At 62.9% G+C, this 25,281-nt stretch carries 25 protein-coding genes; 20 read left to right on the top strand and 5 right to left on the bottom strand.

The features are described 5' to 3' along the window. The first annotated feature begins 2 nt into the window (after window positions 1-2). Genes FFI97_RS27640 through FFI97_RS27610 form a run of 7 tightly spaced genes read left to right on the top strand, consistent with a single transcriptional unit; the run spans window position 3 to window position 6,252 of the window. Window positions 3-965: a glycosylase gene (locus tag FFI97_RS27640; protein WP_139701484.1), complete on the top strand. Its 963-nt coding sequence runs from the start codon at window positions 3-5 to the stop codon at window positions 963-965. Further along, complete coding sequence (locus tag FFI97_RS27635) at window positions 937-1,932, top strand: hypothetical protein (RefSeq protein WP_221937721.1); 996 nt, start codon at window positions 937-939, stop codon at window positions 1,930-1,932. Before FFI97_RS27640 ends, FFI97_RS27635 begins: the two co-directional genes overlap by 29 nt. Window positions 1,933-1,940: 8 nt before the next feature. After that, window positions 1,941-2,408: a GNAT family N-acetyltransferase gene (locus tag FFI97_RS27630; RefSeq protein WP_185993730.1), complete on the top strand. Its 468-nt coding sequence runs from the start codon at window positions 1,941-1,943 to the stop codon at window positions 2,406-2,408. Further along, window positions 2,405-3,154 (top strand): class I SAM-dependent methyltransferase, encoded by a 750-nt coding sequence (locus FFI97_RS27625; RefSeq protein ID WP_139701482.1) that lies wholly within the window; start codon window positions 2,405-2,407, stop codon window positions 3,152-3,154. The genes FFI97_RS27630 and FFI97_RS27625 overlap by 4 nt, the downstream gene beginning before the upstream one ends. Then, window positions 3,151-4,068, top strand: coding sequence for a glycosyltransferase family 2 protein (locus FFI97_RS27620; protein ID WP_070060249.1), 918 nt, complete (start codon window positions 3,151-3,153; stop codon window positions 4,066-4,068). Before FFI97_RS27625 ends, FFI97_RS27620 begins: the two co-directional genes overlap by 4 nt. A gap of 10 nt (window positions 4,069-4,078) precedes the next feature. Further along, window positions 4,079-4,492, top strand: a complete 414-nt coding sequence (locus FFI97_RS27615) for a GtrA family protein (protein WP_139701481.1) — start codon at window positions 4,079-4,081, stop codon at window positions 4,490-4,492. A 5-nt stretch (window positions 4,493-4,497) separates the two neighbouring features. After that, window positions 4,498-6,252 (top strand): hypothetical protein, encoded by a 1,755-nt coding sequence (locus FFI97_RS27610; RefSeq protein WP_139701480.1) that lies wholly within the window; start codon window positions 4,498-4,500, stop codon window positions 6,250-6,252. Window positions 6,253-6,265: 13 nt separating this feature from the next. On the opposite strand, the gene FFI97_RS27605 is transcribed toward FFI97_RS27610, so the two are convergent. Next, window positions 6,266-7,975, bottom strand: a complete 1,710-nt coding sequence (locus tag FFI97_RS27605; RefSeq protein ID WP_139701479.1) for a glycosyltransferase family 61 protein — start codon at window positions 7,973-7,975, stop codon at window positions 6,266-6,268. Between the two features lie 67 nt (window positions 7,976-8,042). On the opposite strand from FFI97_RS27605, the gene FFI97_RS34360 reads away from it, so the two are divergent. The 10 genes from FFI97_RS34360 to FFI97_RS27555 are packed head-to-tail and all read left to right on the top strand — an operon-like array spanning window position 8,043 to window position 17,185. After that, window positions 8,043-8,525: an acyltransferase gene (locus tag FFI97_RS34360; RefSeq protein WP_070060245.1), complete on the top strand. Its 483-nt coding sequence runs from the start codon at window positions 8,043-8,045 to the stop codon at window positions 8,523-8,525. A gap of 39 nt (window positions 8,526-8,564) precedes the next feature. Beyond that, the gene (locus tag FFI97_RS27595) at window positions 8,565-9,914 is read left to right on the top strand and encodes a hypothetical protein (RefSeq protein WP_139701478.1); all 1,350 of its coding nucleotides are present in this window, start codon (window positions 8,565-8,567) and stop codon (window positions 9,912-9,914) included. Between the two features lie 27 nt (window positions 9,915-9,941). Further along, window positions 9,942-10,715, top strand: coding sequence for a glucose-1-phosphate cytidylyltransferase (gene rfbF, locus FFI97_RS27590; RefSeq protein ID WP_070060243.1), 774 nt, complete (start codon window positions 9,942-9,944; stop codon window positions 10,713-10,715). After that, window positions 10,712-11,794, top strand: coding sequence for a CDP-glucose 4,6-dehydratase (gene rfbG, locus FFI97_RS27585; protein WP_185993729.1), 1,083 nt, complete (start codon window positions 10,712-10,714; stop codon window positions 11,792-11,794). The genes rfbF and rfbG overlap by 4 nt, the downstream gene beginning before the upstream one ends. Next, a complete protein-coding gene (rfbH, locus tag FFI97_RS27580; protein ID WP_070060241.1) occupies window positions 11,787-13,118 on the top strand; it encodes a lipopolysaccharide biosynthesis protein RfbH in 1,332 nt (443 codons plus the stop codon). The genes rfbG and rfbH overlap by 8 nt, the downstream gene beginning before the upstream one ends. Beyond that, entirely contained in the window at window positions 13,111-14,163 is a 1,053-nt protein-coding gene (locus tag FFI97_RS27575; protein WP_185993728.1) for an NAD(P)-dependent oxidoreductase, read from the top strand. The genes rfbH and FFI97_RS27575 overlap by 8 nt, the downstream gene beginning before the upstream one ends. 44 nt (window positions 14,164-14,207) lie before the next feature. Further along, a complete protein-coding gene (locus FFI97_RS27570; protein ID WP_260685202.1) occupies window positions 14,208-14,972 on the top strand; it encodes a transketolase in 765 nt (254 codons plus the stop codon). After that, window positions 14,969-15,886 (top strand): transketolase family protein, encoded by a 918-nt coding sequence (locus FFI97_RS27565; protein WP_095949508.1) that lies wholly within the window; start codon window positions 14,969-14,971, stop codon window positions 15,884-15,886. The genes FFI97_RS27570 and FFI97_RS27565 overlap by 4 nt, the downstream gene beginning before the upstream one ends. Before the next feature lies 1 nt (window position 15,887). After that, window positions 15,888-16,253 (top strand): GtrA family protein, encoded by a 366-nt coding sequence (locus tag FFI97_RS27560; RefSeq protein ID WP_139701474.1) that lies wholly within the window; start codon window positions 15,888-15,890, stop codon window positions 16,251-16,253. Then, on the top strand, window positions 16,250-17,185 hold the full coding sequence (locus tag FFI97_RS27555) for a glycosyltransferase family 2 protein (RefSeq protein WP_139701473.1): 936 nt from the start codon (window positions 16,250-16,252) through the stop codon (window positions 17,183-17,185). The genes FFI97_RS27560 and FFI97_RS27555 overlap by 4 nt, the downstream gene beginning before the upstream one ends. Before the next feature lie 52 nt (window positions 17,186-17,237). Here the strand turns inward: FFI97_RS27555 and FFI97_RS27550 are convergent, their stop codons facing one another. Further along, window positions 17,238-17,942, bottom strand: a complete 705-nt coding sequence (locus tag FFI97_RS27550) for an ABC transporter ATP-binding protein (protein ID WP_070060235.1) — start codon at window positions 17,940-17,942, stop codon at window positions 17,238-17,240. A 2-nt stretch (window positions 17,943-17,944) separates the two neighbouring features. After that, the gene (locus FFI97_RS27545; RefSeq protein ID WP_070060234.1) at window positions 17,945-18,748 is read right to left on the bottom strand and encodes an ABC transporter permease; all 804 of its coding nucleotides are present in this window, start codon (window positions 18,746-18,748) and stop codon (window positions 17,945-17,947) included. 357 nt (window positions 18,749-19,105) lie between these two features. On the opposite strand from FFI97_RS27545, the gene FFI97_RS27540 reads away from it, so the two are divergent. Further along, window positions 19,106-20,110 (top strand): glycosyltransferase family 2 protein, encoded by a 1,005-nt coding sequence (locus tag FFI97_RS27540; protein ID WP_139701472.1) that lies wholly within the window; start codon window positions 19,106-19,108, stop codon window positions 20,108-20,110. A gap of 10 nt (window positions 20,111-20,120) precedes the next feature. Beyond that, on the top strand, window positions 20,121-21,185 hold the full coding sequence (locus FFI97_RS27535) for a glycosyltransferase family 2 protein (RefSeq protein WP_139701471.1): 1,065 nt from the start codon (window positions 20,121-20,123) through the stop codon (window positions 21,183-21,185). 40 nt (window positions 21,186-21,225) lie between these two features. Here the strand turns inward: FFI97_RS27535 and FFI97_RS27530 are convergent, their stop codons facing one another. Together FFI97_RS27530 and FFI97_RS27525 are read right to left on the bottom strand one after the other, a co-directional pair. Then, window positions 21,226-23,244: an acyltransferase family protein gene (locus FFI97_RS27530; RefSeq protein WP_139701470.1), complete on the bottom strand. Its 2,019-nt coding sequence runs from the start codon at window positions 23,242-23,244 to the stop codon at window positions 21,226-21,228. Between the two features lie 85 nt (window positions 23,245-23,329). Beyond that, the gene (locus FFI97_RS27525; RefSeq protein ID WP_139701469.1) at window positions 23,330-24,088 is read right to left on the bottom strand and encodes a glycosyltransferase family 2 protein; all 759 of its coding nucleotides are present in this window, start codon (window positions 24,086-24,088) and stop codon (window positions 23,330-23,332) included. Between the two features lie 45 nt (window positions 24,089-24,133). Here FFI97_RS27525 and FFI97_RS27520 point away from each other — a divergent pair, with 45 nt between their 5' ends. After that, on the top strand, window positions 24,134-25,225 hold the full coding sequence (locus FFI97_RS27520; protein WP_062471143.1) for a glycosyltransferase family 4 protein: 1,092 nt from the start codon (window positions 24,134-24,136) through the stop codon (window positions 25,223-25,225). Window positions 25,226-25,281: the final 56 nt, after the last annotated feature.

Here is a 25,281-nt window from a genome sequence, read left to right as displayed (position 1 = left end):
ATATGTTCAAGTGGAAAAAGCTGGGCAAGGTCTTCAGCCCCGGCCCTCAACATGGCCGCGAGTGGCTCAACGAGTTCGCGCAAGCGCCCGCGACCCTGCTCTTCGACGACTTCGTGCGCGTGTACTTCTCGTGCCGACCCAAGGCCGATGCCAAGGGGCAGTACGTGAGCTACTCGGCCTTTCTCGACCTGGATCGCCGCGACCTGTTCAAGGTGGTGAACGTCAGCGCGAATCCGATCCTGCCGCTCGGGCCGTTGGGCGCGTTCGACGAGTTCGGCATCTACCCGGTTTCGGTGGCACGCGACGGCGCGGACGTTCGCGCCTACTACGCGGGGTGGACGCGCTGCGAGTCGGTGCCGTTCAACGTGGCCATCGGCGGCGCGATCAGCCACGACAACGGGAACACCTTTGCCAAGCTCGGTCTCGGGCCGGTGATCGGGTATTCGCCCAACGAACCCTTCGTGATGAGCGGCCCGAAGATCCGCCGCTTCAATGATCGCTGGTACCTCTGGTACATCGCCGGGCGCAAGTGGAAGGTGGTCGACGGACGGGCCGAGCCGGTCTACAAGATCCGTATGGCAACGTCCGACGACGGCGTCACCTGGCACAAGGAAGACCGGGACCTCATCGAGAGCCGCATCGAGGACGACGAGGCGCAGGCCAGCCCTGATGTGTTCTTTGCCAATGGCAAATACCACATGTTCTTCTGCTACCGGTACAGCGCTGGCTACCGAGGCAAGACCTTCGGCTACCGCATCGGCTATGCCTCCAGCCCCGACTTGCTGCATTGGACGCGCGACGATGACAAGGCCGGCATCGACATCTCCGAGACGGGCTGGGATTCGGAAATGATCAGCTACCCGCACGTCTTCGAGGTGGACGGGCAGATCTACATGGCCTACCTGGGCAACCAGGTCGGCCGCGAGGGCTTCGGGCTTGCAGTGCTCGACGGAAAGCTGGAGTGAAGACATGGCAATGAAGTGGAAGAGGCTGGGCAAGATATTCGACCCGACGCAGCACACGCTCCCCAACGGTTGCGTGCAGTTCGCGCAGTCGCCGCAGACGCTGGTCTTCGACGACTTCGTGCGGATCTATTTTTCGACGCGCGCTGTCGATCCGAAGAACGGCAAGTTCCTGAGCCACGTTGCGTTTGTCGACGTCGGGCCGGACCTGCGCACCATCCTCCGCGTGGCCGATAAGCCGGTCATCCCGCTGGGCGAACTGGGCTGCTTCGACGAGCACGGCATCTTCCCGATCAACGTGGTGCGCCACGACGGCAAGATTTCAGCCTTCACTTGCGGGTGGAACCGGCGGGTGTCGGTGTCGGTCGATACGGCGGTCGGCCTGGCTGAGAGCCATGACGACGGCCTTACCTTCACCAAACTCGGTCACGGCCCCGTCATGGGCGCATCGCTGCACGAGCCCTGCCTCGTGGGCGATGCCTTCGTGCTCCTGGTCGATGGCGTGTTTCACATGTGGTACATCTTCGGCACCGGCTGGAAGCAGTACGCCGATGGCGCTGCGCCCGACCGCACCTACAAGATCGGCCACGCCACCTCGACCGACCGGATCCACTGGGCCAAGGAAGAGGCCAGGCAGATCATCTCCGACAGTCTGGGGCCCGACGAGAGCCAAGCGCTGCCGACGGTCGTTCGCATCGGCAGCCGGTTCCACATGTTCTTCTGCTTTCGCCAATCGTTCGACTTTCGTGCGACCAAGGGCCGGGGCTACCGCATCGGCCATGCCTGGTCGGACGACCTCTCGAACTGGACCCGCGACGACGATACGCCGAAGCTGGACATCCCGGAAACGGAATGGGATTCGGACATGCAGTGCTATCCACATGCCTTCACCTTCCAAGGCAAGGTCTATCTGCTCTACAACGGCAACGAGTTCGGGCGCCACGGCTTCGGGCTTGCCGTGCTCGAGTGACGCAGGGCATGACACCGCGGGGGCGTTTCGCGTTGGCGGTCGACCGGGCCTCGGCTGACGAGATCGCCCGGCATCTGCGGGAATGCAGCGACAGCTTCGCGCCGCCGCTCGCCGGGCGCGTGGACATTGCGGCCTACGCCGAAAAAATTGCGGGCAAGGCGATCCGCTTCGAGGCCTGGGATGCCGCGTTGGGCCTCGTCGGGCTGGTCGCGGTGTACGACAATGCGGGGCCCGACGTCTTCGTGACCAACGTCAGCGTCGCGCCTTCGTGGCGCGGCGCGGGCCTGGCGCAGCGATTGCTGCAGAGCTGCTTCGACCGCATGGATATTCCTCGTGCGAGGCGCTACAGGCTCGAAGTCAATCAGCGCAGCGAGGCGGCGGTCCGCCTGTACGCCCGCATGGGCTTCGTCCCGGCTTCGAAAACGGGCGAATTGATCTGCATGGAGCGCCCGGCGACGGGCGGGGATAAAAAATGAGCACAGAACGCAACTACGACAAAGAGATCGCGGACACCGCCGACCACCAGTATGCGTATGGCTTCGACTTCGACGTCATGCACCCGTACATGCTGCGGTCGTTCGAGCCGTTCATCCGGCCTGGCAAGGTGCTGGAGCTAGGCAGCTTCAAAGGCGATTTCACCCGACGTCTGGTGGCGCGCTTCGACGACGTGACCTGCGTCGAGGCCTCCGAGGTGGCACTCAATGAGGCGAGGGCGCGTCTGGGCGACAAGGCGCAGTTCATCCACTCTCGCTTCGAGGACGCGACGCTGCCGCACCGCTACGACAACATCGTGCTCACGCACGTGCTCGAACACTTAGACGATCCGGTCAAGGTGCTCAAGCGCATCAACGACGAGTGGTTGAGCGAGGGTGGGCGCTTCTTCCTCGTGTGCCCGAATGCCAATGCGCCTTCACGGCAGATTGCCGTGAAGATGGGCCTGATCACCCACAACGCGGCGGTCACGCCCGCCGAGGCGCAGCACGGCCACCTGTGCACCTATTCGCTGGACACGCTGGAGCGCGATGCTGTCGCCGCCGGCCTGCGTGTGGTGCACCGAAGCGGCATCTTCTTCAAGGCGCTGGCGAACTTCCAGTGGGACCGTTTGCTGAAGACCGACATCATTTCCAAGGAATACCTGGAAGGCTGCTACCAACTCGGGCAGGTCTATCCCGACCTGTGCTCGAGCATCTTCCTGATGTGCGAGCGCGGGCCTGAAAAATGAAAGTCTCCTTCGTCGTCGCGGTCTATCAGAACGAGGGCGCGATCTCCAAGACACACGAGAAGATCGCCGGCGTTTTCGCAGACCGCCTCAAGGCGCACCAGTACGAGGTGATCTTCATCGACGATGGTTCGACCGATGGCTCGCTGGAAGAAATCCGCAAGCTCCGCGCGAGCGATCCGAACGTGAAGGGCCTGACCTTCACGCGCAACTTCGGCCAGATGGCCGCGATGCTGGCGGGCTTCAAGGAAGCGACGGGAGATGCGGTCATCAATATTTCGGCGGACCTGCAAGACCCGGTGGACCTGATCCCCGAGATGGTCGACAAGTGGATTGCCGGGTCCGAGATCGTCATCTGCCACCGAACGGACCGTGCGGACACCTGGCTGGCCAAGACGTATTCGAGCCTGGCCTACGGCATGCTGCGCATGGCCATTCCTCAGATGCCGTCGGGTGGTTTCGACTTCGTGCTGATGGATCGCAAAGTGATGGACGAATTCAATGCCATCGACGTGCGCCACCGGTTCTTTCAGGGCGACCTGCTGTGGACTGGCTATCGGACCAGCCTGATCCCCTATGAGCGGCAAAAGCGCACCATCGGCAAGTCGCAGTACAACTTCGGCAAGAAGCTGAAGAACTTCCTGGACGCGATGCTGGACGCGTCGTACCTGCCTATCCGGTTCATCTCACTGGTGGGGCTGCTGACTTCCGGCCTGGGCGTGCTCTACAGCCTCAGCATCGTGGTCGCATGGGCACGGGGCCACACGCCATTCGAGGGCTGGGCACCGCTCATGATCGCTGTCTTGTTGATCGGCGGACTCATCATGGTGATGCTGGGCGTGGTCGGCGAGTACGTGTGGCGCATCAACGAGGAAGTGCGCAAGCGGCCGAACTACATCGTCAGGGACCGTTTCTGAAGCCCGGCGCGTGATTCGTCTCAAGACCCTCGCCGCGCAGTTTTCCAAGTTCACCGTCGTCGGGGGGCTGAACTTTCTCTTCACGCTGGTGCTTTTCTACCTGTCAGTGGTGGTGTTGCACATCAATCACCTGATCGCGCTGGTGCTGGTCTCGTTGATCGGCATGCTGCTCACCTACACGCTGAACTACTACTGGGTCTTCAAGCCGAGCGAAAAAGTCACCTTCGGATCGCGGCTCGCCAAGTACATCGGTGCGGGCCTGGTATCGGTCGGGCTGAACGTGCTGTTGCTGCACCTGCTCACCTCGAGCACGCACATCGCACCGTTCTATGGGCAGCTGCTGCTGATCCCGTTCGTCGTGCTGTTCAACTTCTTCACGGCAAGGCTCTGGTCGCTGCGGGCCGAGCAACCCTCGGTGCCGTGAAACCCGTGGCCGACAGCAAGAAGCCTGTCCAAGAGGCAGGCGGCCGCGCGACAACCCCGCAGCGCGTGTTGGAAGCGGCGGCTGCAGCACTCGTGCTGGCCGCCGTGTGCGCAGTGGTCGTCTACGCGGTCTGGTCGCGCAACCGCGGCTTCGAAATCACCGACGAGGCCTATTACCTCCTGCTCGCGATCCATCCCGCCGAGACCCGGTACTACATCAGCGCTCAGCAATGGGCGATGGCACCCCTCTGGCAGATCACGGGTAGCCTCGCGTCGTTCCGGATGGCGGGCTTTCTGCTGCTGACCGGCAGCGCGGCGGTGCTCGGCATGGGCGCGCTGACCGCGGCGCGAGGACGCGCTGCGTCCGTCATGCCGCAGTGGCCGGGCCGCATCGCCGTGATCGGCTGCGCCGTTGTTTGTGCGTTGCTGTACGCGATCACCATCAATGTGTCGCCGAGCTACAACCTGCTGGCCTCGGCGGGTGCGTACCTCTCTCTGGGGCTGGTGCTGCTGGCTGGAGACAAGACGGCGGCAGGCGGGCGCGTCGGGATGTTTGGGTTGGCCGGCGTCGCACTCGCGGTGGAGTTCGTCTGCAAGCCTTCGTCGGGCCTGGCCACCTTCGTGCTCGTGGTGATCGCCGTGCTGTGGCTGGACCGCTCGGGCGGGCGCAAGACGCTGGCGTTGGCGGCAGTGATCGCTGGCGGGCTGTTCGGGCTTGCCGCGCTGCTCTTCGCGCACACCACGCCCAGTGAGGCGGCGCAAGCTTTCAGCGGTGGCATGGCGCTCTTCAGGATGGTCCAGACCGAGCCCATCCTCACGCGGCTGGGCCGCTACGCCATCGAGTTCGGGGGCTACACGGCCGACGCGATGCGGTCGAATGTGTTTCTCATCGTCGCGGTCCTTGTGTACCTGATCAGAAAGAGCTGGGTGACGATCGGACTCGTGATCGCCGCGCTCGTCCATGCGCTTGTCGCCGCGGAGTATTTTTCGTACGGCATGGCGCAGTACATCGAGTACATGCAACGGGCATTGGTCTTGCTGGCGCTCATGCTCGCGGTCGCATGGCAGGCCGTGCCGGTGCGCTCCAGATGGCTCTTCGTCCTGCTGGCCATGCTGCCCTACACCGTGGCGATGGGGACCGGCAACGTGCTCTTCGGCCAGGTGATCATTTCCCTGGCCTCCTGGGGCGCCTTGATGGCGCTCGCCGCGTACGCCAGACCGGTAGCAACAAGGGATGCAGTGGTGTCGATGGCGATCCTGGTCGGGTTCGTCGCGCTGACGAGCGCCCAGATCCTCGTTTCCAAAGCCAAGATCCCCTATAACCTCAACGAACGCATGGACCGGCAATCCTTCGCCGTCACCGTCGGCCCGTTGGGTCGGGTGAAAGTGGACGCGGGAACCCGGCAGTTCATGCACGAGATCGATGCGGCCATCGCGAAGTGCCGCATTGCGCCCGGCGCGCCGTTCCTGGGTCTGTACAACGTCCCTGGCTTGGCGCTGGCGCTGAACGCGGTGCCCGTGGAGACTCCCTGGTTGAACAACGTCGCTCAGGCTGACGCCGTGCTTGCGTCGAACGAAGCCCTTGCCGACAAGGCTGTGCTCGCGATCCGGCTCAACACCGACGCAAGCCTGCCGCCGCTTCCGGCTGCGTTGAAGGGGTTCCCCGCCAATTTCGAGCACTGCGGGGACGCGGTGTTTCCCCATGAACAGCAGAAGATCCAGATCTGGAGCAGTCTTCGGCAAAGATGGCCGCCTGACTGACAGTGGGCATCTGCTATCTGGTAGCGGGTCCCTCGGCCGCCTGATGTTCGATGTGGGCTAGCGCGGCTGCCAGTTTCTTGGAATCGATGGCGTAGCTGTCCAGAAACAAGCTGGGGTCGGAAACCGTGTGCTCGTCGCCGGGCTGGAACAACGCGTGTTCGCCTACAAGGATCTGATAGCTGCACCCGGCGAACAGTGCCATGTTCGATTGCGAGCAGAAGAGCTGCGTATAGGGCGACGACAGCGCTAGCACCTGCGTGCCCGGCTGGCAGAAGATCAGGTTGGTGAATGCCGCTCCCATGGCGCCGACGATGGTGCGGGCTTCCGCGAACAGGCGCACCTGCTGCTCGAACGACAGCTGGCCGGTGTCCACGATTTCGTAGCCGTACGACGCGAGCACCTCTTCGACTTCCGGGGTGTTGATGATGTTCCGGCCGGTGCGACGCGCAAGGAAAACCTTTCTGCTGCCGGGGCCCGCCTCTTCGATGCCGAACCGCTGGAAGACTGTGGACCGCATGTGGCCCAGGGTCTTGAAGCAGATGGCGGAGAACTTCCACATCGGTCCGCGCAGGTTGTCGGTCAGGTTCGTGCACGCGGACGCTACGTGAAGTTTCTTGACCTTCAGCAGCGTGGAAGGTTCGAGCCGGTAAACGGGCCAATCTGGAAGCATGGCCTGCAGCGATTCGAATTCCTGCGGAAACATCTTGTCGTCGACGATCAATGGCGTTTTCTTCAGATCGTCTCGTTCTGAAAGGATGTAGGATTTTCCGAGATATTCGACGAGCCAATGGTAGTAATTGGGGCTGCAGCGGCCGCTGAGCAAGATGGCCGATGGCAGGCTGATTTCCTTCTTGTAGCGAAACCAGAGAAGAATTTCGCTTTTCTGGTCGATGGAAACAACGTAGGGCCATATGCCGGCGACAAAACCGTGGTGTGGATTCGCGGCTGGCTCATAGATGACCAGGCGATTGTTTGCTACAACCTGGAATCCGCCAATCACGGAAGCGTCGGTGATTGTCGCCAGCCATTTTTCCGGGACCTCCGCCACGCGGACAGGACGATCCACCGAGGAGTCGATCACTTCGGGTTCATTGAATCCCATGGCGTATGCGGGCTCGATATCCTCGACCTCGTGGCCGAACTTCGGAAGCTCCGAGTACGGCATGGTCTTGAGGCGGGAAAGCAAGATTTTTTCGCCCGAGTCCGGCGCATTGATCTGACGAGAAATCGCAAGTGCCTTCAGTTTTGGAAAGATGCCCTGACGGGCCGATTCGAAAATCGCGTACTTGTAGTCGGCAATCGCGGCTTCCCGAGTCCCCTCGACTTTCGATATTGGATTTAATTCGAGTTTGACGAAAGCCGAAAAATCGGCAACGCGGGAGAAAAATAGATTGAGATATCTTTTTTCCTTTCTCCCCTTGGTCGCGTAGTGGTCCGCCGCCTTCAGACCATCCTCTCTGACATCGTGATAGGTCTTCAGGTAAAAAGATTCATCGAGAAAAAAAAGAATCAGAAATTGCGTCGTCCTGGCGTAGCGCCATTTGGCAAACCTCTCCATGGGCCAGTTTGGGTGTCGGCCTTCCATTATTCCGTATCTGAAATAATGGTAGGTTGAATTCAATCCGGAGGTTGCAACGTCTTCGTATTTTTGCTTATAATAGTTGTCGTCGACAATTCCGGTTCGGGCAAGTATGCGCAGTATCAAGGTGCGAAATCGGCTCATGATGCGGGTTTGTGTTTTATTTCTATTCGGATCCGTGAATCGTTGTGTTGAGTTCAAGGATTTTTAAATGACAAAAGATAATTCTGTATTTATTCACGCGCTGGCTGATGTGCAGGCGAAAGAAATCGGCGCCGGAACAAAAATATGGCAATTCAATGTAATCCTCTCCGGGGCCCGCATCGGCGCCAATTGCAACGTGTCGGCACACTGCTTCATTGAAAGCGATGTCGTGGTGGGCGACAACGTCACGCTCAAATCCGGAGTCTATCTGTGGGATGGTATTACCCTCGAATCGAATGTGTTCGTCGGCCCTGGCGCCATTTTCACCAATGACCTGTTTCCTCGGTCGAAGGTCTACCCGGAGTCGTTTCTGCGCACTACCGTGTGCCACGGGGCGTCGATCGGTGCCGGAGCCGTGATCACGCCGGGGATCACCATCGGTCATGATGCCATGGTGGCGGCGGGCGCCGTGGTGACGCGCGACGTGGCACCGTTCTCGCTGGTCATGGGGGCGCCGGCGCGCCATGTCCGATTCATGAATGAGCAATAGACCGCTCTCGGGCTCGGTTGAAATTTGAAATCCCTGCGAATGAAAAAAATAACGACAGAGCGGGTCAGCGCCGCGGCTTTTTATGCGGTGATCCTGTTCGCGATCAGCTTTGCTCGGGACCGTGCCGTACAGCCTGACTTGTGGATCAGTGTTTCGGATTTTCTGAATTTTTCGATCATCAACGACCCCAAGACATTTGCTCGGGCCGGGCTCGAAGTGGCTGAGCAGGGGTGGCTGACACAGCCGTCCGCCTGGATTTTCAATCTTTGGCCGCCTGGGTTTGTATTGTTATTGAGTGGAATATTCAAGCTGTTTGGCATAGGAGTTCCATTTCTCGCCGTTCTTCTCGGGTTGACCATTGCTGCCGGCGCCTTCATGCTCATGACGGTCAGGCGCTATCTTTCGTTTTATGTCTCAGCACCTGTTGCGTTGCTGTTGCCGCTGGTGCCATTTATTTTTCCGGTGACGCGTTTTTTCCTGCTCCAGCCTGTAGGCCTTTCCTTTGGTGAAGGGTTCTCGGTAATTTTTTTTATTACATTCGCTTTCCTCCTGCTGATCGCCGTAAAAAACAGATCCATGATTCAAGCCTTGGCGAGCGGTGGATTTTTGGCGCTGGCTGCATACTTTCGATCTCAGTATGAATTGATCGCTCTCGTGCTCAGCTTCGGGTTTTTCGGTCTTCTGGTGTTGGTCGTGTTGGCGGATGTTTTTTTAAAAAGGAAGCCGGCCGAATCAAATAAATACCAAGCCCTGAAGATGATGGCGCTCGCGGTGTTGGCCGCACAGCTCCTGATGCTTCCATGGCGTATTTACCATTATGTCGATTCCGGCCGTTGGGGTTGGGTGCAAACGCAGGAAATTGTGATTCGAAACGCGTTGTTGCCCGAGGAGAAGTTGTTTGAAATGGGTGGGGATTTCGTGGTGCTCGGTGGAGGCCATCTGGCATGCAAGTTCGAACCCGACTATTGTGGAAAAACGGAATCTTCATTTTTTTATAGGGCGCTTTTCGATCATTTCGGCGAGTGGATCGAGTACAAGGCGTCGCTGGCAAAATCTTTCTGGTTCCCGACGATAAGGTATTTCCCAAAACTCTTGGCGGAAGATGTTCCTGCTGATTATCTGGGTAACTCGATCATATTGATTTTGTTTGCGGCATCACTCTATTTTCTTTGCGTTGCCCGTAAATCTTCTGACTTTCTTGTTTATTTCTGGATTCTTTCTTCTTTTTACGCCTGTTTCTTCGTGATATTTGTCTTGGTGCAATTTGAGGTAAGGTATTTTTTTCTTCCCAAGATTTTTTCGATCTTTATTGCATTGGCCCTCGCGAGCGTCGCCTGGTCTGCGAGGGCGAAACGCGGGGCGGCGGGGGCGGTGACGCGCGCCGATTAAAATCAATTGACTTTACAAGGGGGGACAATGAAGGCAGTGATTTTGGCGGGTGGCCTGGGCACTCGCATTTCGGAGGAGACGGGGCTCAAACCCAAGCCGATGATCGAAGTGGGCGGCAAGCCCATCCTCTGGCACATCATGAAGATTTACGCCGCGCATGGCGTGAACGATTTCGTCATCTGCTGCGGCTACAAGGGCTACGTGATCAAGGAGTACTTCGCGAACTACTTCCTTCACATGTCCGACGTCACCTTCGACATGGTCGGCAACACGATGGAAGTCCATCAACGCAAGGCCGAGCCCTGGCGCGTGACGCTCATCGACACGGGCGAAGACACCATGACCGGCGGGCGCCTCAAGCGCGTGGCGCCCTATGTACGGGACGAAGAGCTTTTCTGCTTTACCTACGGCGACGGCGTGGCCGACCTGAACATCAGCGAACTCATTGCCTTCCACAAGGCGCAGAAGGTCAAGGCCACGCTCACGGCTACATTCCCGCCCGGGCGCTTCGGCGCGCTCGACCTGCAGGCCGACAAGGTGCGCAGTTTCCAGGAAAAGCCCAAGGGCGACGGCGCCATGATCAACGGTGGCTTTTTCGTGCTGTCGCCTTCGGTGATCGACTACATCGCGGACGACGCTTCCGTGTGGGAGCGCGAGCCGCTCGAGCGCTTGGCGACCGAGGGGCAACTGGCCGCCTTCAAGCACGGCGGCTTCTGGCAGCCGATGGACACGCTGCGCGACAAGACCCACCTCGAAGAACTGTGGGCAAGCGGTCGGGCGCCGTGGAAGGTCTGGGAATGACACCCTCTTTCTGGCGCGGCAAGCGCGTCTTCCTCACGGGGCACACGGGCTTCAAGGGCAGCTGGCTCGCGCTGTGGCTGGACAAACACGGAGCCATTGTCCGAGGCTACGCACTGGCACCGTCCACCGAGCCCAGCCTGCATGCGCTGGCAGCGGCGCGTTCGGCCACGGATTCGTTGATCGGCGACGTGCGCGACCTTGGTGCACTGCGCACTGCCCTGCACGAGTTTTCGCCCGAAGTGGTGTTCCATTTGGCCGCTCAGCCGTTGGTACGGCGTTCCTACGTCGATCCGGTGGAGACCTATTCCACCAACGTGATGGGTACGGTGCACTTGCTCGAGGCGGCACGCGCCTGCGGCAGTGTTCGATCTATCGTGGTCGTGACCAGCGACAAGTGCTACGAGAACCGGGAATGGCAGTGGGGCTACCGCGAGAACGAACCCATGGGCGGCTACGACCCGTACAGCAACAGCAAGGGATGCTCGGAATTGGTCGCGGCCTCGTACCGGTCTTCGTTCTTCAATGAAGCCCGTCATGGCGAGCACGGCGTTGCGCTCGCAACGGCCCGTGCCGGCAACGTGATCGGCGGCGGCGACTGGTCGGAAGACCGGCTGGTGCCCGATCTGCTGCATGCCTTTGCCGAAGGGCGTGTAGCGGATATCCGCAATCCCCATGCGGTCCGGCCGTGGCAGCACGTGCTGGAGCCGCTTCGGGGCTACATGATGTTGGCCGAGCGCCTGTATGCCGAAGGCCCGGAATGGGCGCAGCCCTGGAACTTTGGCCCGGCGGACTCGGACGCCCGACCTGTCTCCTGGATCGCGGACCGCTTGGTCGATCTGTGGGGCGGGGGCGCGCAATGGCGCAGCAATGCACAGGAAGACCAGCCTCACGAAGCCAGCTGGCTGAAGCTCGACTGCTCGAAGGCACGGCAGACGCTGGGGTGGATGCCGCGTTGGGACCTGCGCCAAAGCCTCGGTGCCATCGTCGATTGGCAGCGCGCCTGGCTCGACGGTCTCGACATGACCGACGTTACCCTTGAACAAATCGAACAATACGAAAGCACCCCCACCCATGACTGAAATCTCCTTCAAGAAAAACGAGCTGCGCAAGAAGATCCTCGCGCTGGTCGGCGAGTACGGCGAACTGGCGAGTGAGCCCACGCCCTTCGTGCCCGGCGAAACCATGATCCCGCCTTCGGGCAAGGTCGTCGGTGCACCCGAAATGCAACTGATGGTCGATGCGTCGCTCGACGCATGGCTCACGACGGGGCGCTTCAATACGCTGTTCGAAAGCCGTCTCGCGGGTTATCTGGGTGTGAAGCACCTGATGACCGTGAACTCCGGCTCTTCGGCCAATCTGGTCGCGTTCTCGACCCTGACATCTCCCAAGCTCGGCGACCGCGCGATCAAGCCCGGCGACGAGGTGATCGGCGTGGCGGCGGGCTTCCCCACGACGGTGAATCCGATCCTGCAGTGCGGCGCAGTCCCGGTGTTCGTCGACGTGCACATCCCAACCTACAACATCGATGCTGATCTGCTCGAGGCCGCCATTGGCCCGCGCACCAAGGCGATCATGCTGGCGCACACGCTGGGCAATCCGTACAACCTGAAGGTCGTCAAGGCTGCCTGTGAAAAGCACGGACTGTGGCTGGTCGAAGACTGCTGCGATGCCTTGGGCGCACGTTATGAAGGGCAGCTCGTGGGCACCTTCGGCGATATCGGCACCTTGAGCTTCTATCCCGCCCATCACATCACGATGGGGGAGGGCGGCGCGGTGTTCACCAACAACGATGAACTCCGGCTGATCGCGGAGTCCATCCGCGACTGGGGGCGCGACTGCTACTGCGCGCCCGGCAAGGACAACACCTGCAACAAGCGCTTCTGCTGGAAGCTCGGCGATCTGCCCGAGGGCTACGACCACAAGTACACGTACTCCCACCTGGGCTACAACCTCAAGATCACCGACATGCAGGCGGCATGCGCCCTGGCCCAGCTCGACCGGTTGGACGGTTTCGTGGCGGCACGGAAGAAGAACTTCGCCTACCTGACGGAGCGCCTGCGCAGCTGCGAAGAGTTCCTGGAGCTCCCCGAAGCCACGCCGGGCTCCGAGCCGTCGTGGTTCGGCTTCCCGATCACCCTGCGCGAGGCGGCCAACACGCGGCGCGTGGACCTGCTCACTTACCTCGACCAGCAGAAGGTCGGCACACGTCTCCTGTTCGCGGGAAACCTGCTGCGCCAGCCGTACATGATCGGCCGCAACTACCGCGTGGTCGGCGAGCTGAAGAACACCGACCGGATCATGAACGACACGTTCTGGATCGGCGTCTACCCAGGTCTGACCGAGCCGATGCTCGATCACGCCGTTGAAAGCATCGAGACCTACCTCGGCCTGCGCTTTGACTGACCTTGCGCGTCCTGTTCCGGCATCGGAACTTGATGAGGTGCTGAGGTTGACGGCGCCGAGCGTGTGGGACGTGTTGCGCGGACAGGCGCTGTTCCTGACGGGCGGCACCGGCTTCGTCGGCAAGTGGCTGCTGGAATGCCTGCTGCATGCCGACAGAGCGTTGGGTCTCGGCCTGCGCGTGACGGTGCTGACGCGCGAGCCCGACCGGTTCGCGCAAGGCAGCCCGCACTTGGCGAAGGCGAAGTCGGTCGAATTGCACCGGGGCGATGTCGTCGATTTCGAGTTTCCAGGCGGAACGTTCTCGTCCATCATTCATGCGGCATTGCCGGTGGCTCCACCCGGGGCGGACCTTGGCCGGCTCGAGCACCTGTCCGAGGCGGGAACGCGTCGCGCGTGCGAGTTCGCGGCCGCCAGTGGCGTGCGCCGGCTTCTGCATGTCAGCTCGGGCGCGGTGTACGGCGCCCAGCCGGGCGTGGCGCGGCTCGCGGAATCGCAGCCGTGGCACGAGGCCGATGGTGCGAATGCGTACACCCGGGCGAAGCGCCGGGCAGAAAGCGTCGTGACACAACCTTGGCCCTTCGAGGTGGTTGTCGCGCGTTGCTTCGCATTCCTGGGGCCCTATCTGCTGCCTTCGAGCGGCGCGGCGGCGGCCCAGTTCATTGCCCAGGCCGCGAACGGCCAGGGCATCGTGGTGCAGGGAAGCGGCGAGGCGATCCGGACCTATCAGTACGCGGGCGACATGGCGCGCTGGTTGCTGAGCTGCCTGGCCTTGGGTGCACCTGGCCGCGCGTACAACGTCGGAGGCGACAACGAGGTGACCATCGCCGAACTTGCTGGCGAGGTGACGCGCGTTGCACGCACGGGCATCCCTGTCCAGGTGGCAGGGCGCACAGTTCCAGGCCTGGCCGGCCATCGGTACGTTCCGGATGTGAAGCGCGCGGCCGATGAGCTCGGGCTGACGAATGCCGTCGGTCTCGAGGAAGGAATCCGCCGAACCCTCTCCTGGCTCGCCACGCCGGGTGCCAACCGATCTTTTTCATCATGAGACATTCATTCGATCCTGCCTCCCTGCGCAAGACGGTGCTCGAGATGGCCTACGCAGGCAACGCCGTGCACCTGGGCTGTGCCTTCTCGATCATCGAGCTGCTGTCCTGCCTGTACGGGCGCCACATGCGCTACGACAAGGCCAATGCCGCGGATCCTGCACGCGACCATCTGGTCCTGAGCAAGGGCCACGGCGTGATGGCGCAATACGCCTGCCTGTACGAGTTGGGGTGGCTGGACCGCACCGACATCGACAGGTACTTCCACGACGGTTCCCGGCTCAAGGGGCTGTCGGACGCACACGTGCCCGGGTGCGAGGTGACCTCCGGCACGCTCGGTCACGGGCTTTCGGTCGGCGTGGGGCTTGCCCTGGCCGCGTCGCGGCGCAAGAGCGGCCAGAAATGCTATGCCCTCATCGGCGACGGCGAGATCAACGAGGGACCGATCTGGGAGGCCATGCTCTTCGCGGCGCACGCGAAGCTGGACAACCTCATGGTCATCGTGGACGCGAACGGTTTCCAGGCGATGGGCACCACCGACGAGGTGATGCAGCTGGGTGATCTCGGAGCCAAGTTCGCAGCCTTCGACTTCGATGTGCTGACGGTCGACGGCCATGACATGGAGGCCATCTCTGCGGCGATCACCGACCTGGAAGCGCGCCGCAACGGCCGGCCCAAGGCGCTGGTCGCGAAGACGGTGAAAGGCAAAGGTGTCTCCTACATGGAAAACGTGAATGCGTGGCACTACTCGCGCCTGAATCCTGAGCTGTACGCGCAGGCGCTGCGCGAACTCGAGGGAGCATCGGCATGAGGGCCGCGTTCTCCGCAGCCCTGGTCGAGGCGGCTTCCAGGGACGAGCGCGTGGTGCTCCTGACAGGAGACCACGGCTACGCCTTGTTCGACGAGTTCCGCAAGCGCTGCCCGGACCAGTACATCAACGCCGGCATTGCCGAGCAGAACATGGTGGGCGTGGCCGCCGGACTGGCCAAGGCCGGCTTCCGGCCGATCGTCTATGGCCTGAGCGCCTTCGTGCCGGTGCGGGTCCTCGAGCAGATCAAGATCGACGTCTGCTACGAGAAGCTGCCGGTCATCTTCACTGGCGACGGTGCCGGGCTGGTATACAGCACGCTGGGCACCAGCCACCAGAGCTTCGAAGACATCGCCTGCCTGCGCGGGGTGCCGCACATCGACATCATGTCGCCGTGCGACGCGCACGAACTCACGGCCTGCATGTCGACGGCATTGGCGCTCGAAAGCCCGGTCTACATGCGCATGGGCAAGGCCGACCTGGGCGCCGTACATGTTCAGGCGCCTTCGCTGGTGCGCGGTGAGCTGGTCCGTGTGCAGGAGGGGAATGCCCCGGTGCAGCTGATCGCCACCGGCTCCATGGTCAAGGCCGCATGCGCGTTGGGTGCCGAGCTCGGTGTGCCGGTCTGGAGTGCGCCCTGGATCAAGCCGCTCGATGCCGGGCAACTGAGTTCGCTTGCCGCGCAAAGCCGGGCCATCGTCACGCTGGAAGAGCATTCGGCGGCTGGTGGACTCGGTGCCGCGGTGCTGGAGGCGATCTCCGAGACGACGCCCGTCCCGGTGCTGCGCATTGGTGTGGGCGAGCGTTTCTCTGAAACCTGCGGCTCCTATGCCCATGCCATGCGCGAGCATGGACTCGACCTGGCGTCGGTGCGCGCGCGGGTGGCGCCTTTCGTCGGCAAGTGGAAAATGTCCTGAGATGCTGAATTCGCAGCTGCTGCGTTTCCTGCTGGTCGGTGGACTGAACACCGTGGTGGGCTACGCATTGTTCGCTGCCTTCGTGTGGGCGGGACTTGCGTACCCGCTCGCCATCGGACTGGCGACCGTGCTCGGCGTGGCGTTCAATTTCCAGAGCACAGGGCGGCTCGTCTTTGGTGGCGCCCCCTTGTCGCAACTCGGCCGCTTCGTCGCGGTGTATGTTGTCGTCTACCTGATCAATGTCGGCTCGGTTGCCTTGCTGCTGCGCGCCGGGCTCAGTGTCTATGTGGCGAACGCGATGGTCATTCTTCCATTGGCGCTGATCGCCTTTGTGCTCCAGCGCCGCTTTGTTTTCCCTGCTTCATGAAACACATCACCGTCGTCACCCCCTGCTACAACGAGGAAGAGAACGTCGAGGAGGTGTACCGTCAGGCGCGCGCCGTCTTCGAGACGATCGAGGGCGTGACGTATGAGCATTTGTTCATCGACAACTTCTCGTCCGACCGAACGCCGGACATCCTGCGCGCGATGGCCGCTGCCGATCGCAACGTCAAGGTGATCCTGAACGCACGGAATTTCGGGCATATCCGCTCGCCGTACCACGGGTTGCTGCAGGCGCGCGGCGATGCTGCGATCCTGCTGGTGGCCGATCTCCAGGACCCGCCGGAGTTGATGAAGGCCTTCGTCGAGCACTGGCACAACGGTGCCAAGCTGGTCGTGGGGGTCAAGCCCACCGCCGATGAGTCGGGCCTGATGTTCGCGATCCGCCGCGCCTACTACCGGACCGTGACGCGCATTGCCGACGTCAAGCTGATCCAGAACTTCACCGGCTTCGGCCTGTACGACAGGCAGGTGCTGGAGGAGCTTCGCCGGATTGACGATCCCTACCCCTACCTTCGCGGCCTGGTGTCGGAGGTCGGCTTCGAGGCGGTGCAGGTGCCCTACAACCAACCGCGACGCAAGCGCGGCATCACGAAGAACAACTTCTACACGCTCTACGACATCGCGATGCTGGGCATCACCTCGCATTCGCGGGTACCGCTGCGTATCGCCACGATGGTGGGCTTTGCGCTGTCGGGTGTCAGTCTTGGCGTGTCGCTGCTCTATCTGATCCTGAAGATGCTGTTCTGGAGCGAGTTCTCGATGGGCACCGCGCCCATCCTGATCGGTATGTTCTTCTTCGCCTCGGTCCAGCTCTTCTTCATCGGTCTTCTGGGCGAGTACGTCGGCGCCATCTTGACGCATGTGATGAAGCGCCCGCTGGTGGTAGAGCGGGAACGCCTGAACTTCGACAACTGAACGGCGGAGCAACCACCCCGCGCCACAAGGGCCCGGGGCGGTTCGATCCGCTTCAGCGCTCCTCGATGATCCGCCCGTGTTCGAGGTGGATGACGCGGTTGCACTCCTTGGCGATCAGCTCGGGCGAATGCGAGGCCAGCACCAAAATGCCGGATTTCGAAACGACGTCCCGCATCCGCTTCTCGGCTTTCTCGTTGAAGTCCGCATCGCCCACCGACAGCCATTCGTCCATGAGCAGGATGTCCGCCTCGACACTGGTCGAGATGGAAAAGGCCAGGCGCATCATCATGCCGGTGGAATAGGTTCGCACGGGCATGTTGACGTACTCGCCGAGACCGCTGAATTCACAGATGGACGGGATCTGCCGCTCGATCTCCTTGCGGCTCATGCCCATCACAAGGCCTCTGAGCATGATGTTCTCGATGCCGCTGGCGTCCGGCTCGATGCCCAGTGCCGGATCGATCAGGCTGGCCACGCTGCCCTGACGGACCATTTCGCCCGAAGAGGGTTCGTAAACGCCTGCCAGCGTGCGCAGCAGGGTGGACTTGCCGGAGCCGTTGTGGCCAATGAGGCCCAGCCGGTCGCCGCTTTTCAGCTCGAGGTTGATGCCGTTCAGCGCCTGCACCACGGTGACGCCGGTTTCCTTGCCGAAGCGCCCACCCGTGACCGACGCAGCAATCGTCTTCTTCAGCGAAGAGGCACCGGCGCCATAGATGGGGAAGCTGACGCCGACGTTTTTGAGAGAGATAAGAGCCATGATCAGAGCCAGTAGACGACGCGGCGGCGGTATTTGGCGAACACCAGGGTCGCAGCGACAACGGTGACCGCGGTCCAGCCCAGGATGCCCCACCAGCTGTGGGCATGTGCCACGCCACCCATCAGCGGAGTGCGCAGCAGGTCCAGCATTTGCGCGAAGGGATTCCAGAGAATGTACTTGGCGCGCCCCGGAAGATTTTCGGGAATCCAGAACACGGGGGTCAGGAACATCAACATCTGCATCACGCTGGTGACGATCTGGGTGACGTCCCGGTACCGCGTGCAGATCAGCCCCAGCAAGAGCCCCAGTGCATGCGCGTTGATCACCGCAATCAGAAACGCAGGAATGACCAGGAGCGCAGACCAGCCGAGCGAGACACCTGCCCAGAGCGCGACCGGGATGTACAGCACGATCTGGTGTGCAAACTGGATCAGGTTGCGCGAGATGCTGCGCCAAACGAACAGACTGACGGGGAAGTAGCCCTGCTTCAGGTAGTTGGTCGAGCTGACGAAGGCATTGCACGCATCCGTCACCGTGCTGGAGAAGAAGCTCCAGAAGATGATGCCGAGCGCCAGATGCGGAAAGAACTTGTCCAGCGGGGTGCCGAACAGGGAGCTGTACAGCGGCCCCATGCCGCCGATCATGGCCCCCATGCTGAGCGTGAGCCACAGGGGGCCGAGCATCGAGCGCCGGTAGCGCAGCACGATATCGAACCAGGCAAGCGTCCACCAGATGTCGGTCCGGCGTGTACCTTCCCACCAGTCAGCGAAGACGCTGCGGTGCAGATTTGAGTGAACTTGGCTCATGTGAGTCCGGAAATGTGTGCCCGAGGGGCGGTGCCGCCCTTGTCCGGGCGGTTGTTGAAACCGGCTTCGTCGAGCGCCAGTTTTTCGCTGCCGATGCGTGTCAAGAGATGTTTTCCTTTTTCATGGATGAACGGCGGGTGAGCCAGTCATCGCGAAGCTTGCCAAGGCCGGGAACCTGTCCCTCGACCGTGTGACGGAAGGGGCGCATGTTCGGTTTGGTGTGAAGTGGGCGATAATTTTACCGGCGCTGATTCGGCGACCCGATTGGAACACCGGCCATCGGCACCCGTGAACAAGTAAAAAAGCGTCCGCAAAGACATCTGACGGGCCGCGCGCACTCGACAAAGCGAGCAACCCATGAGTATCACCCGTCCCCTTGAAGTTTCCGTTGCGCTGTGCACGTACAACGGCGCGCGCTTCCTGCGCGAGCAGGTTCGCAGCATCTGCCTTCAGAGCCGTCCGCCGGTCGAGATCGTCCTGTCCGACGATGCCTCGCGCGATGGTTCGGTCGATGTGGTGCGTGCCGCCGTTGCTGAATGCGCCGCCGAGCGGCCACAACATCCCGTGGCGTTGCGGATCTTCGAGAACACCACGGCGCTGCGCGTCGTCAAGAATTTCGAGCAGGCCATCAGCGCCTGCACCAGCGAATTGATCGCGCTGAGCGACCAGGACGACGTGTGGATGCCCGACCGCCTTGAAAAAATGGTGGCTCGCTTCGAGCAGGACGACAGCCTGGTGCTCCTGCACACCGACGCGCGCCTGGTGGACACGGACCGCCACGACATTGGTCATACGCTGTTCCATGCCTTGGAAGTCTCGCCTTCGGAACTGGCGCGTGTCCACGCCGGGAATGCCTTCGACGTGTTGCTGCGCCGCAACCTCGTGACGGGTGCGACCACAGTTTTCCGTCGTTCGCTGCTTGCCGATGCCTTGCCGTTGCCGGTGGAGTGGGTGCACGACGAATGGCTGGCCATCATCGCGTCGACGACGGCGCGGGTCGACCTGCTCGAAGAGCCGCTCATCGACTACCGCCAGCACGAATCCAACCAGATCGGTGCCCGCCGCGACACCTTCAAGGAAAAGGTGCGCAAGGCGCTCGCCTCGCGCGGCAACACGCACGTCGAGCGCGCGATCAAGGCGGAGCTGTTGCTGGAGCGCCTGCTCCAGCTCGGCGATCGCGTGCCCCCCGAGATCATCGACAAGGTGCGCAGCAAGATCGTGCACCAGCGCTTCCGCGCCGCCTTGCCCGCCTCGCGCCTGGCCCGGTGCGTGCCGATCCTGCGCGAGGCCATGACCGGTCGCTATGACAAGTTCGGCCGCGGGGTGCGCGGCGTGGTCCGCGATCTTTTCGAATCCGTCTGACACAACAACAATGAACCCAACCAACGTCCCCGCGAACCCTTCCCCGCCCGGCGAGCCGACGGCCTGGCCGAACGTCGTGGTCATCATTCCGTTCTACAACGGCGCCGATTTCATCGAGCGGTCGGTGAAGAGCGTGTTCGAGCAGTCGGTGCCCGCGCACGAGGTGATCGTGGTCAACGACGGCTCGCGCCCGGAAGAGCGCGCCGCGCTCGACGGGCTGGCGGCCCGCTATCCGTTCCGCATCCTCGACAAGGAGAACGGCGGCCAGGGCTCGGCGCGCAATGCGGGCGTGGCGGCATCGACCTCCGAGTACATCTGCTTCCTGGACCAGGACGACTTCTACCTGCCGAACCACATCGAGACGCTGGTGTCGTCGATCCCGTGGGACGACCGCCTGTTCGGCTACATCTACGCCGACCTGTACGAGGCGGACGGCGACGGCAACGTGATCCGCACCGGCGTCATCAAGGACCACGCACAGCACCCGAAGCGCAGCATCTTCGACCTGCTGCGCTACGACATGTTCGTCCTGCCCTCGGCCGCGCTCGTGAGCCGCAAGGCCTTCGACGCAGTGGGCGGCTTCGACTCGCAGTTCATGGGCTACGAGGACGACGACCTGTTCCTGCGCATCTTCCGCAAGGGCTACAGCAATCACTTCGTGGACAAGGCGGTGACGGTCTGGTGCATCCACACGGCCAGCACCTCGTTCGGCATCCGCATGGTGCGCAGCCGCTTCAAGTACTTCAAGAAGCTGCTGCAGATGTTCCCCGACGAGCACCAGCGCGGCCGCTACTACCTGCGCGAATACCTGATGCCGCGCTTCCAGCTGTTCTTCGTGAACGAGGCGATCGAGGCCATCAAGAAGGACGACCAGTACCGCGGCGAGATGACGGCGGTGCTCGATGACTACGCGGCCATCGTCTTCGCGAACCCGTATGTGGGCCGCAAGAAGAAGCTGCGGTTGTGGATCACGCTGTTCCTGCTGCGCCGGAGCACGCCGGGCATGGTGCGCTTCATCGGCGCGCTGACGAAGCTGCCGATCATCCGCAGCCTGCGCAAGGTCTACAAGTCCTGATGCGCGCCGCGGCGGCCCGCAGGCCGCCGCAGCCTGGTCCTCAGCGGGCCGGCGCCGACGTCATCGCCGGGTCCATGTAGGTGGCGTGCGAGCGCACGTACTCGGCGCGCAGGTGGCCCGCGTCCTTGTAGATCGGCGTGGCGTCGGCATCGGCGCGGGTGCACCAGTCTTTCTGGCACAGGGTCGGGATCGGGTCGATCACGATGGCACCGCTGCGCTGCGCGATCTGCCGCATGCGCTCGTGCAGTGCCTTCTGCCTCGCGTCCCAGGGAGCGGTGGGCGACATCTTGCCCACTTGCATGTCGCCCAGGCGGCCGCCCTTGATGAACTCCTCGGGGCCGAAACCCTCGCCGACCGGGTTGTCCAGCAGCAGGTAGACCTGCTTGTGCTTGGACAAGGTGGTCAGCACGGTCTCGAGCATGTTGAGCGAGAAGTCCACGCCGCCGCCGCCCATGAAGCGCCGCTTGTCCTTGCCGTCGAAGAAGTAGTAGCGGTCGGCCGCTGCGTTCTCGGCGTTGGGCTTGCCGGTCTCGGTGAAGTAGCAGTTCCAGCAGCCGCCGAAGACGACGGCGTCGAACCGGTCGCTCATGGCCAGCCGCATGCCGCCGTCGCGGCGTTCGCCGCAGAGGTTGTTCTGCTCGTCGACCACGTTGGGAATCGGCGGGCAGGCGCCCCAGGTCACGAAGGAAAGCGAGTCGAGCGTGCCCGGCGAGGTCTTGGAGAGCTCGACGGCGCGCGGCCCGTACTGCTCGACGTGGCTGTCCCCGAAGAACAGCACCCGTCGCTTGCCCTGCCCGATCTGCTGCAGCACCTCGCCGTCGACCTTGATCGGGCTCAGGCCATCCGGGTAGGCCCAGTCCTTGGCGGCCGCGGCGGTCTTGTTGAAGTACGGATCGCTGTGGCGGCCCACGTAGTAGCGCGTGGTCGCCAGCAGGCCGAGCACGACGAAGCCGATCATCACGGCCACCAGCCCCGCCGTCACCGTCGGGTTCTCGCTGCGGCGCGTGTAGCGCTCGACGAACCGGTAGGTCAGCCACGCGAGCACGAACGACGCCACGAGCATCAGCGCGCGGATGCCATCGGAAGGCAGCTTGCCTTCCAGGATGCGCGCATAGGCCAGCAGCGGCCAGTGCCAGAGGTAGAGCGGGTAACTGATCAGCCCGACCCAGACCATCGGCCTGGACGCGAGCACATAGCGGTTGAGCACGCCAGTCGGCCCGGCCGCGATGCAGAAGAAGGCGCCCACCGACGGCAGGATGGCCCAGAACCCGGGGAAGGCCTTGCCGCCGCGGATGTAGCACAGGCCCAGCACGATCAGCACGAGGCCGGCGATCGACTGCGCGTGGCGGCTCCAGCCCGCCTTCGGCGGCGGGCGGTGCAGCCGCGCGTAGGCCAGCATGCCGCCGATCATCAGCTCCCAGAAGCGCGACAGCGGCGAATAGAACGCGGCCGTGCGGTGGCTGTGGATGGTCGTCACGTTGAGCAGGAACGACATCGCCGCCACCGTGCCGAGCACCGTGAGCATGCGCCACTTGCGCTTCCAGGCCAGGCCCAGCAGCACGGGCCAGAAGATGTAGAACTGCTCTTCGATGGCCAGCGACCACAGGTGCAGCAGCGGCTTGGTCTCGGCGGCGTTGTCGAAGTAGCCGGCCTCGCTCCAGAAGGCGAAGTTCGAGACGAAGCCCGCGCCCGCGGCCACGTGCTTGCCCAGTTGTTCCCATTCGTGCGGCAGCAGGGCGAACCAGCCGAAGGCCATGGTGGCCAGCAGCACCAGCGCCAGCGCCGGAAAGATGCGCTTCACGCGCCGCGCATAGAACTCGCGGTAGCTGAAGCCGTCGCCCTGGAAGCTGCCCAGGATGATGGTGGTGATCAGGAAGCCCGAGATGACGAAGAAGATGTCGACGCCGATGAAGCCGCCCTTGATCCACTGCGGGAACGCGTGGTAGCCGAGCACCGACAGCACCGCGACGGCGCGCAGCCCGTCGATGTCCGGGCGGTATTTCGGGTGAACCAGGTGGGCGTGTTCGGGGAGGGAGGTCGGGCTGCTCGTGGTCGTCATCGTCGGTGCTGAAAGCGGCGCTAGCGGGCTTTTCGTGCGGGGCTTTTCGGCCCCGATTGTCCTCGCAAACGCCGCCGTGCCTTTTTCAGGCGGCGGCGCGCTGCAGCCGCCAGTAGCGCCAGAAAGCGCCCGACAGCCACACCTTGAGCAGGCTGGTCACGTGCCAGTACAGGTACTTCTTGCTGCGGTGGCTGGCGCGCTGGGCGTCGTGGCGCGCGCGCAGGTCTTCGGCCACCTGGAGCTTCCAGCCGGCCAGCCGGGTGCGGGCGCAGATGTCGAAGTCTTCTCCGTACATGAAAAAGCGTTCGTCGAAGCCGCCGATCTTGCGGTAGGCCTCGCTGCGAAACAGCATGAACAGGCCCGGAATCCAGGCCGGCACGGCCGGCGGCTGGTAGCCGGGCTTCTTGCGGCCCAGGATCTCGAAGGGGGTCAGCAGCGCGCGGTGCGGCTCGGGCTCGGGCCGGCCCGACTCCAGGATGCGCGGCGTCATCAGGCCGGCGTCGGGTGCGGCCTGGGCGAGCATCGGGGCGAGCACGTCGGCGTCGAAGCGGATGTCGGGGTTGAGCACCAGGAACCAGGGCGTGTCGCAGCGCGCGAAGGCCTGGTTGTGGTTGGCGCCGAAGCCCAGGGGCACCGTGTTCTCGATGCGCTCGATCGGAAAGCCCCACTGTCGTCCTGCGAGCAGGTCGGCCTCGGGAATGTTCAGCGTGAGCACGACCTTGGCGATCGCGTTCCGGCTGTGCCGGTCGAGCTGCTCGAGCAGCGGCAGCACCAGCGCGAGCTGGCCGTGGCTCACGATCGACAGGGTGACCGGGGCGTGGGGTGAAGAAGGGGGCGTGGGCATGGTCTAATTTCGCTCGGGAATTCTAGGGTTCCCCCAACCCCACTCATGATTGCCCTGATCATCCTCAGTTTCTTCGTCTCCGCCATCGCGGTGCAGCTGTTCATGCGCCGCGCGCGCAGACACGCGCGCCGCTACGGCGCCGACATGCCCCAGCGTTTCCACAAGGGCCACGTGCCGCGCCTGGGCGGGGCCGGCATCATGCTCGGCATGAGCGCGGCCTGGCTGGGCGCCGGCCTGATCGAGCCGCTGAACATCGCCTGGCCGCTCAAGTCCTCGATGCTCACGCTGGTGTGCATCCTGCCCGCCGTGCTCGGCGGCATCGTCGAAGACGTGACGCAGCAGGTCAAGGTGCGCTACCGGCTGGGCCTGACCATCGGCTCGGCGCTGCTGGTGTGCTGGGTGCAGGGGCTGGGCGTGGCGCGCACCGGCTTCGAGACGCTCGACGGCTGGCTCGCGCTGCTGCCCTATGCCTCGCTGGTCTTCGCGGCCCTGGCGATCGGCGGCCTGCCGCACGCCTTCAACATCATCGACGGCTACAACGGGCTGGCGGGCACCGTGGCCGTGCTCGTGTGCCTGGCGATCTCGCACGTCGCGCTGCAGCTGGGCGACCGGCAACTGGCCGCGATGGTGATCTGCCTGGTCGGCGCCACCTTCGGCTTCCTGGTCTGGAACTACCCGCGCGGCAAGATCTTCGCCGGCGACGGCGGTGCCTACGTCTGGGGCATGGTGATCGCCGTGGCCTGCGTGACGCTGGTGCAGCGCCACCGCGTGGTGTCGCCGTGGTTCCCGATGCTGCTGCTGATCTACCCGGTGTGGGAGACGCTGTTCTCCATCTACCGCAAGCTGGCCCGGGGCCAGTCGCCGGGCACGGCCGACGCGCTGCACTTCCACCAGCTGATCTTCCGGCGCATCGTGCGCGTGGCCTTCGCGGACGACGAGGCGCGCCAGCTGCTGGCGCGCAACAACCGCACCTCGCCCTACCTGTGGATGTTCGCCGCGCTGTCGGTCGTGCCCGCGGTGCTGTTCTGGAACAACACCTTCGTGCTGATGCTGTTCTGCCTTCTGTTCGTCACGACCTACGTCGGGGCGTACCTGATGATCGTGCGCTTCAAGGTCCCGCGCTGGCTGCGGCCCTGACCGCCGGCGCCGCCTTGTTGCGAGAATTCTTCCCATCGTCCACCGCTTTGGAGCCT

Source organism: Variovorax sp. KBS0712 (genome assembly GCF_006323185.2).
In the GTDB taxonomy this organism is placed as follows: domain Bacteria; phylum Pseudomonadota; class Gammaproteobacteria; order Burkholderiales; family Burkholderiaceae_C; genus Variovorax; species Variovorax boronicumulans.
Note: the sequence above shows the minus strand (reverse complement) of the source record. Positions and strands in the feature narration are given on the sequence as shown.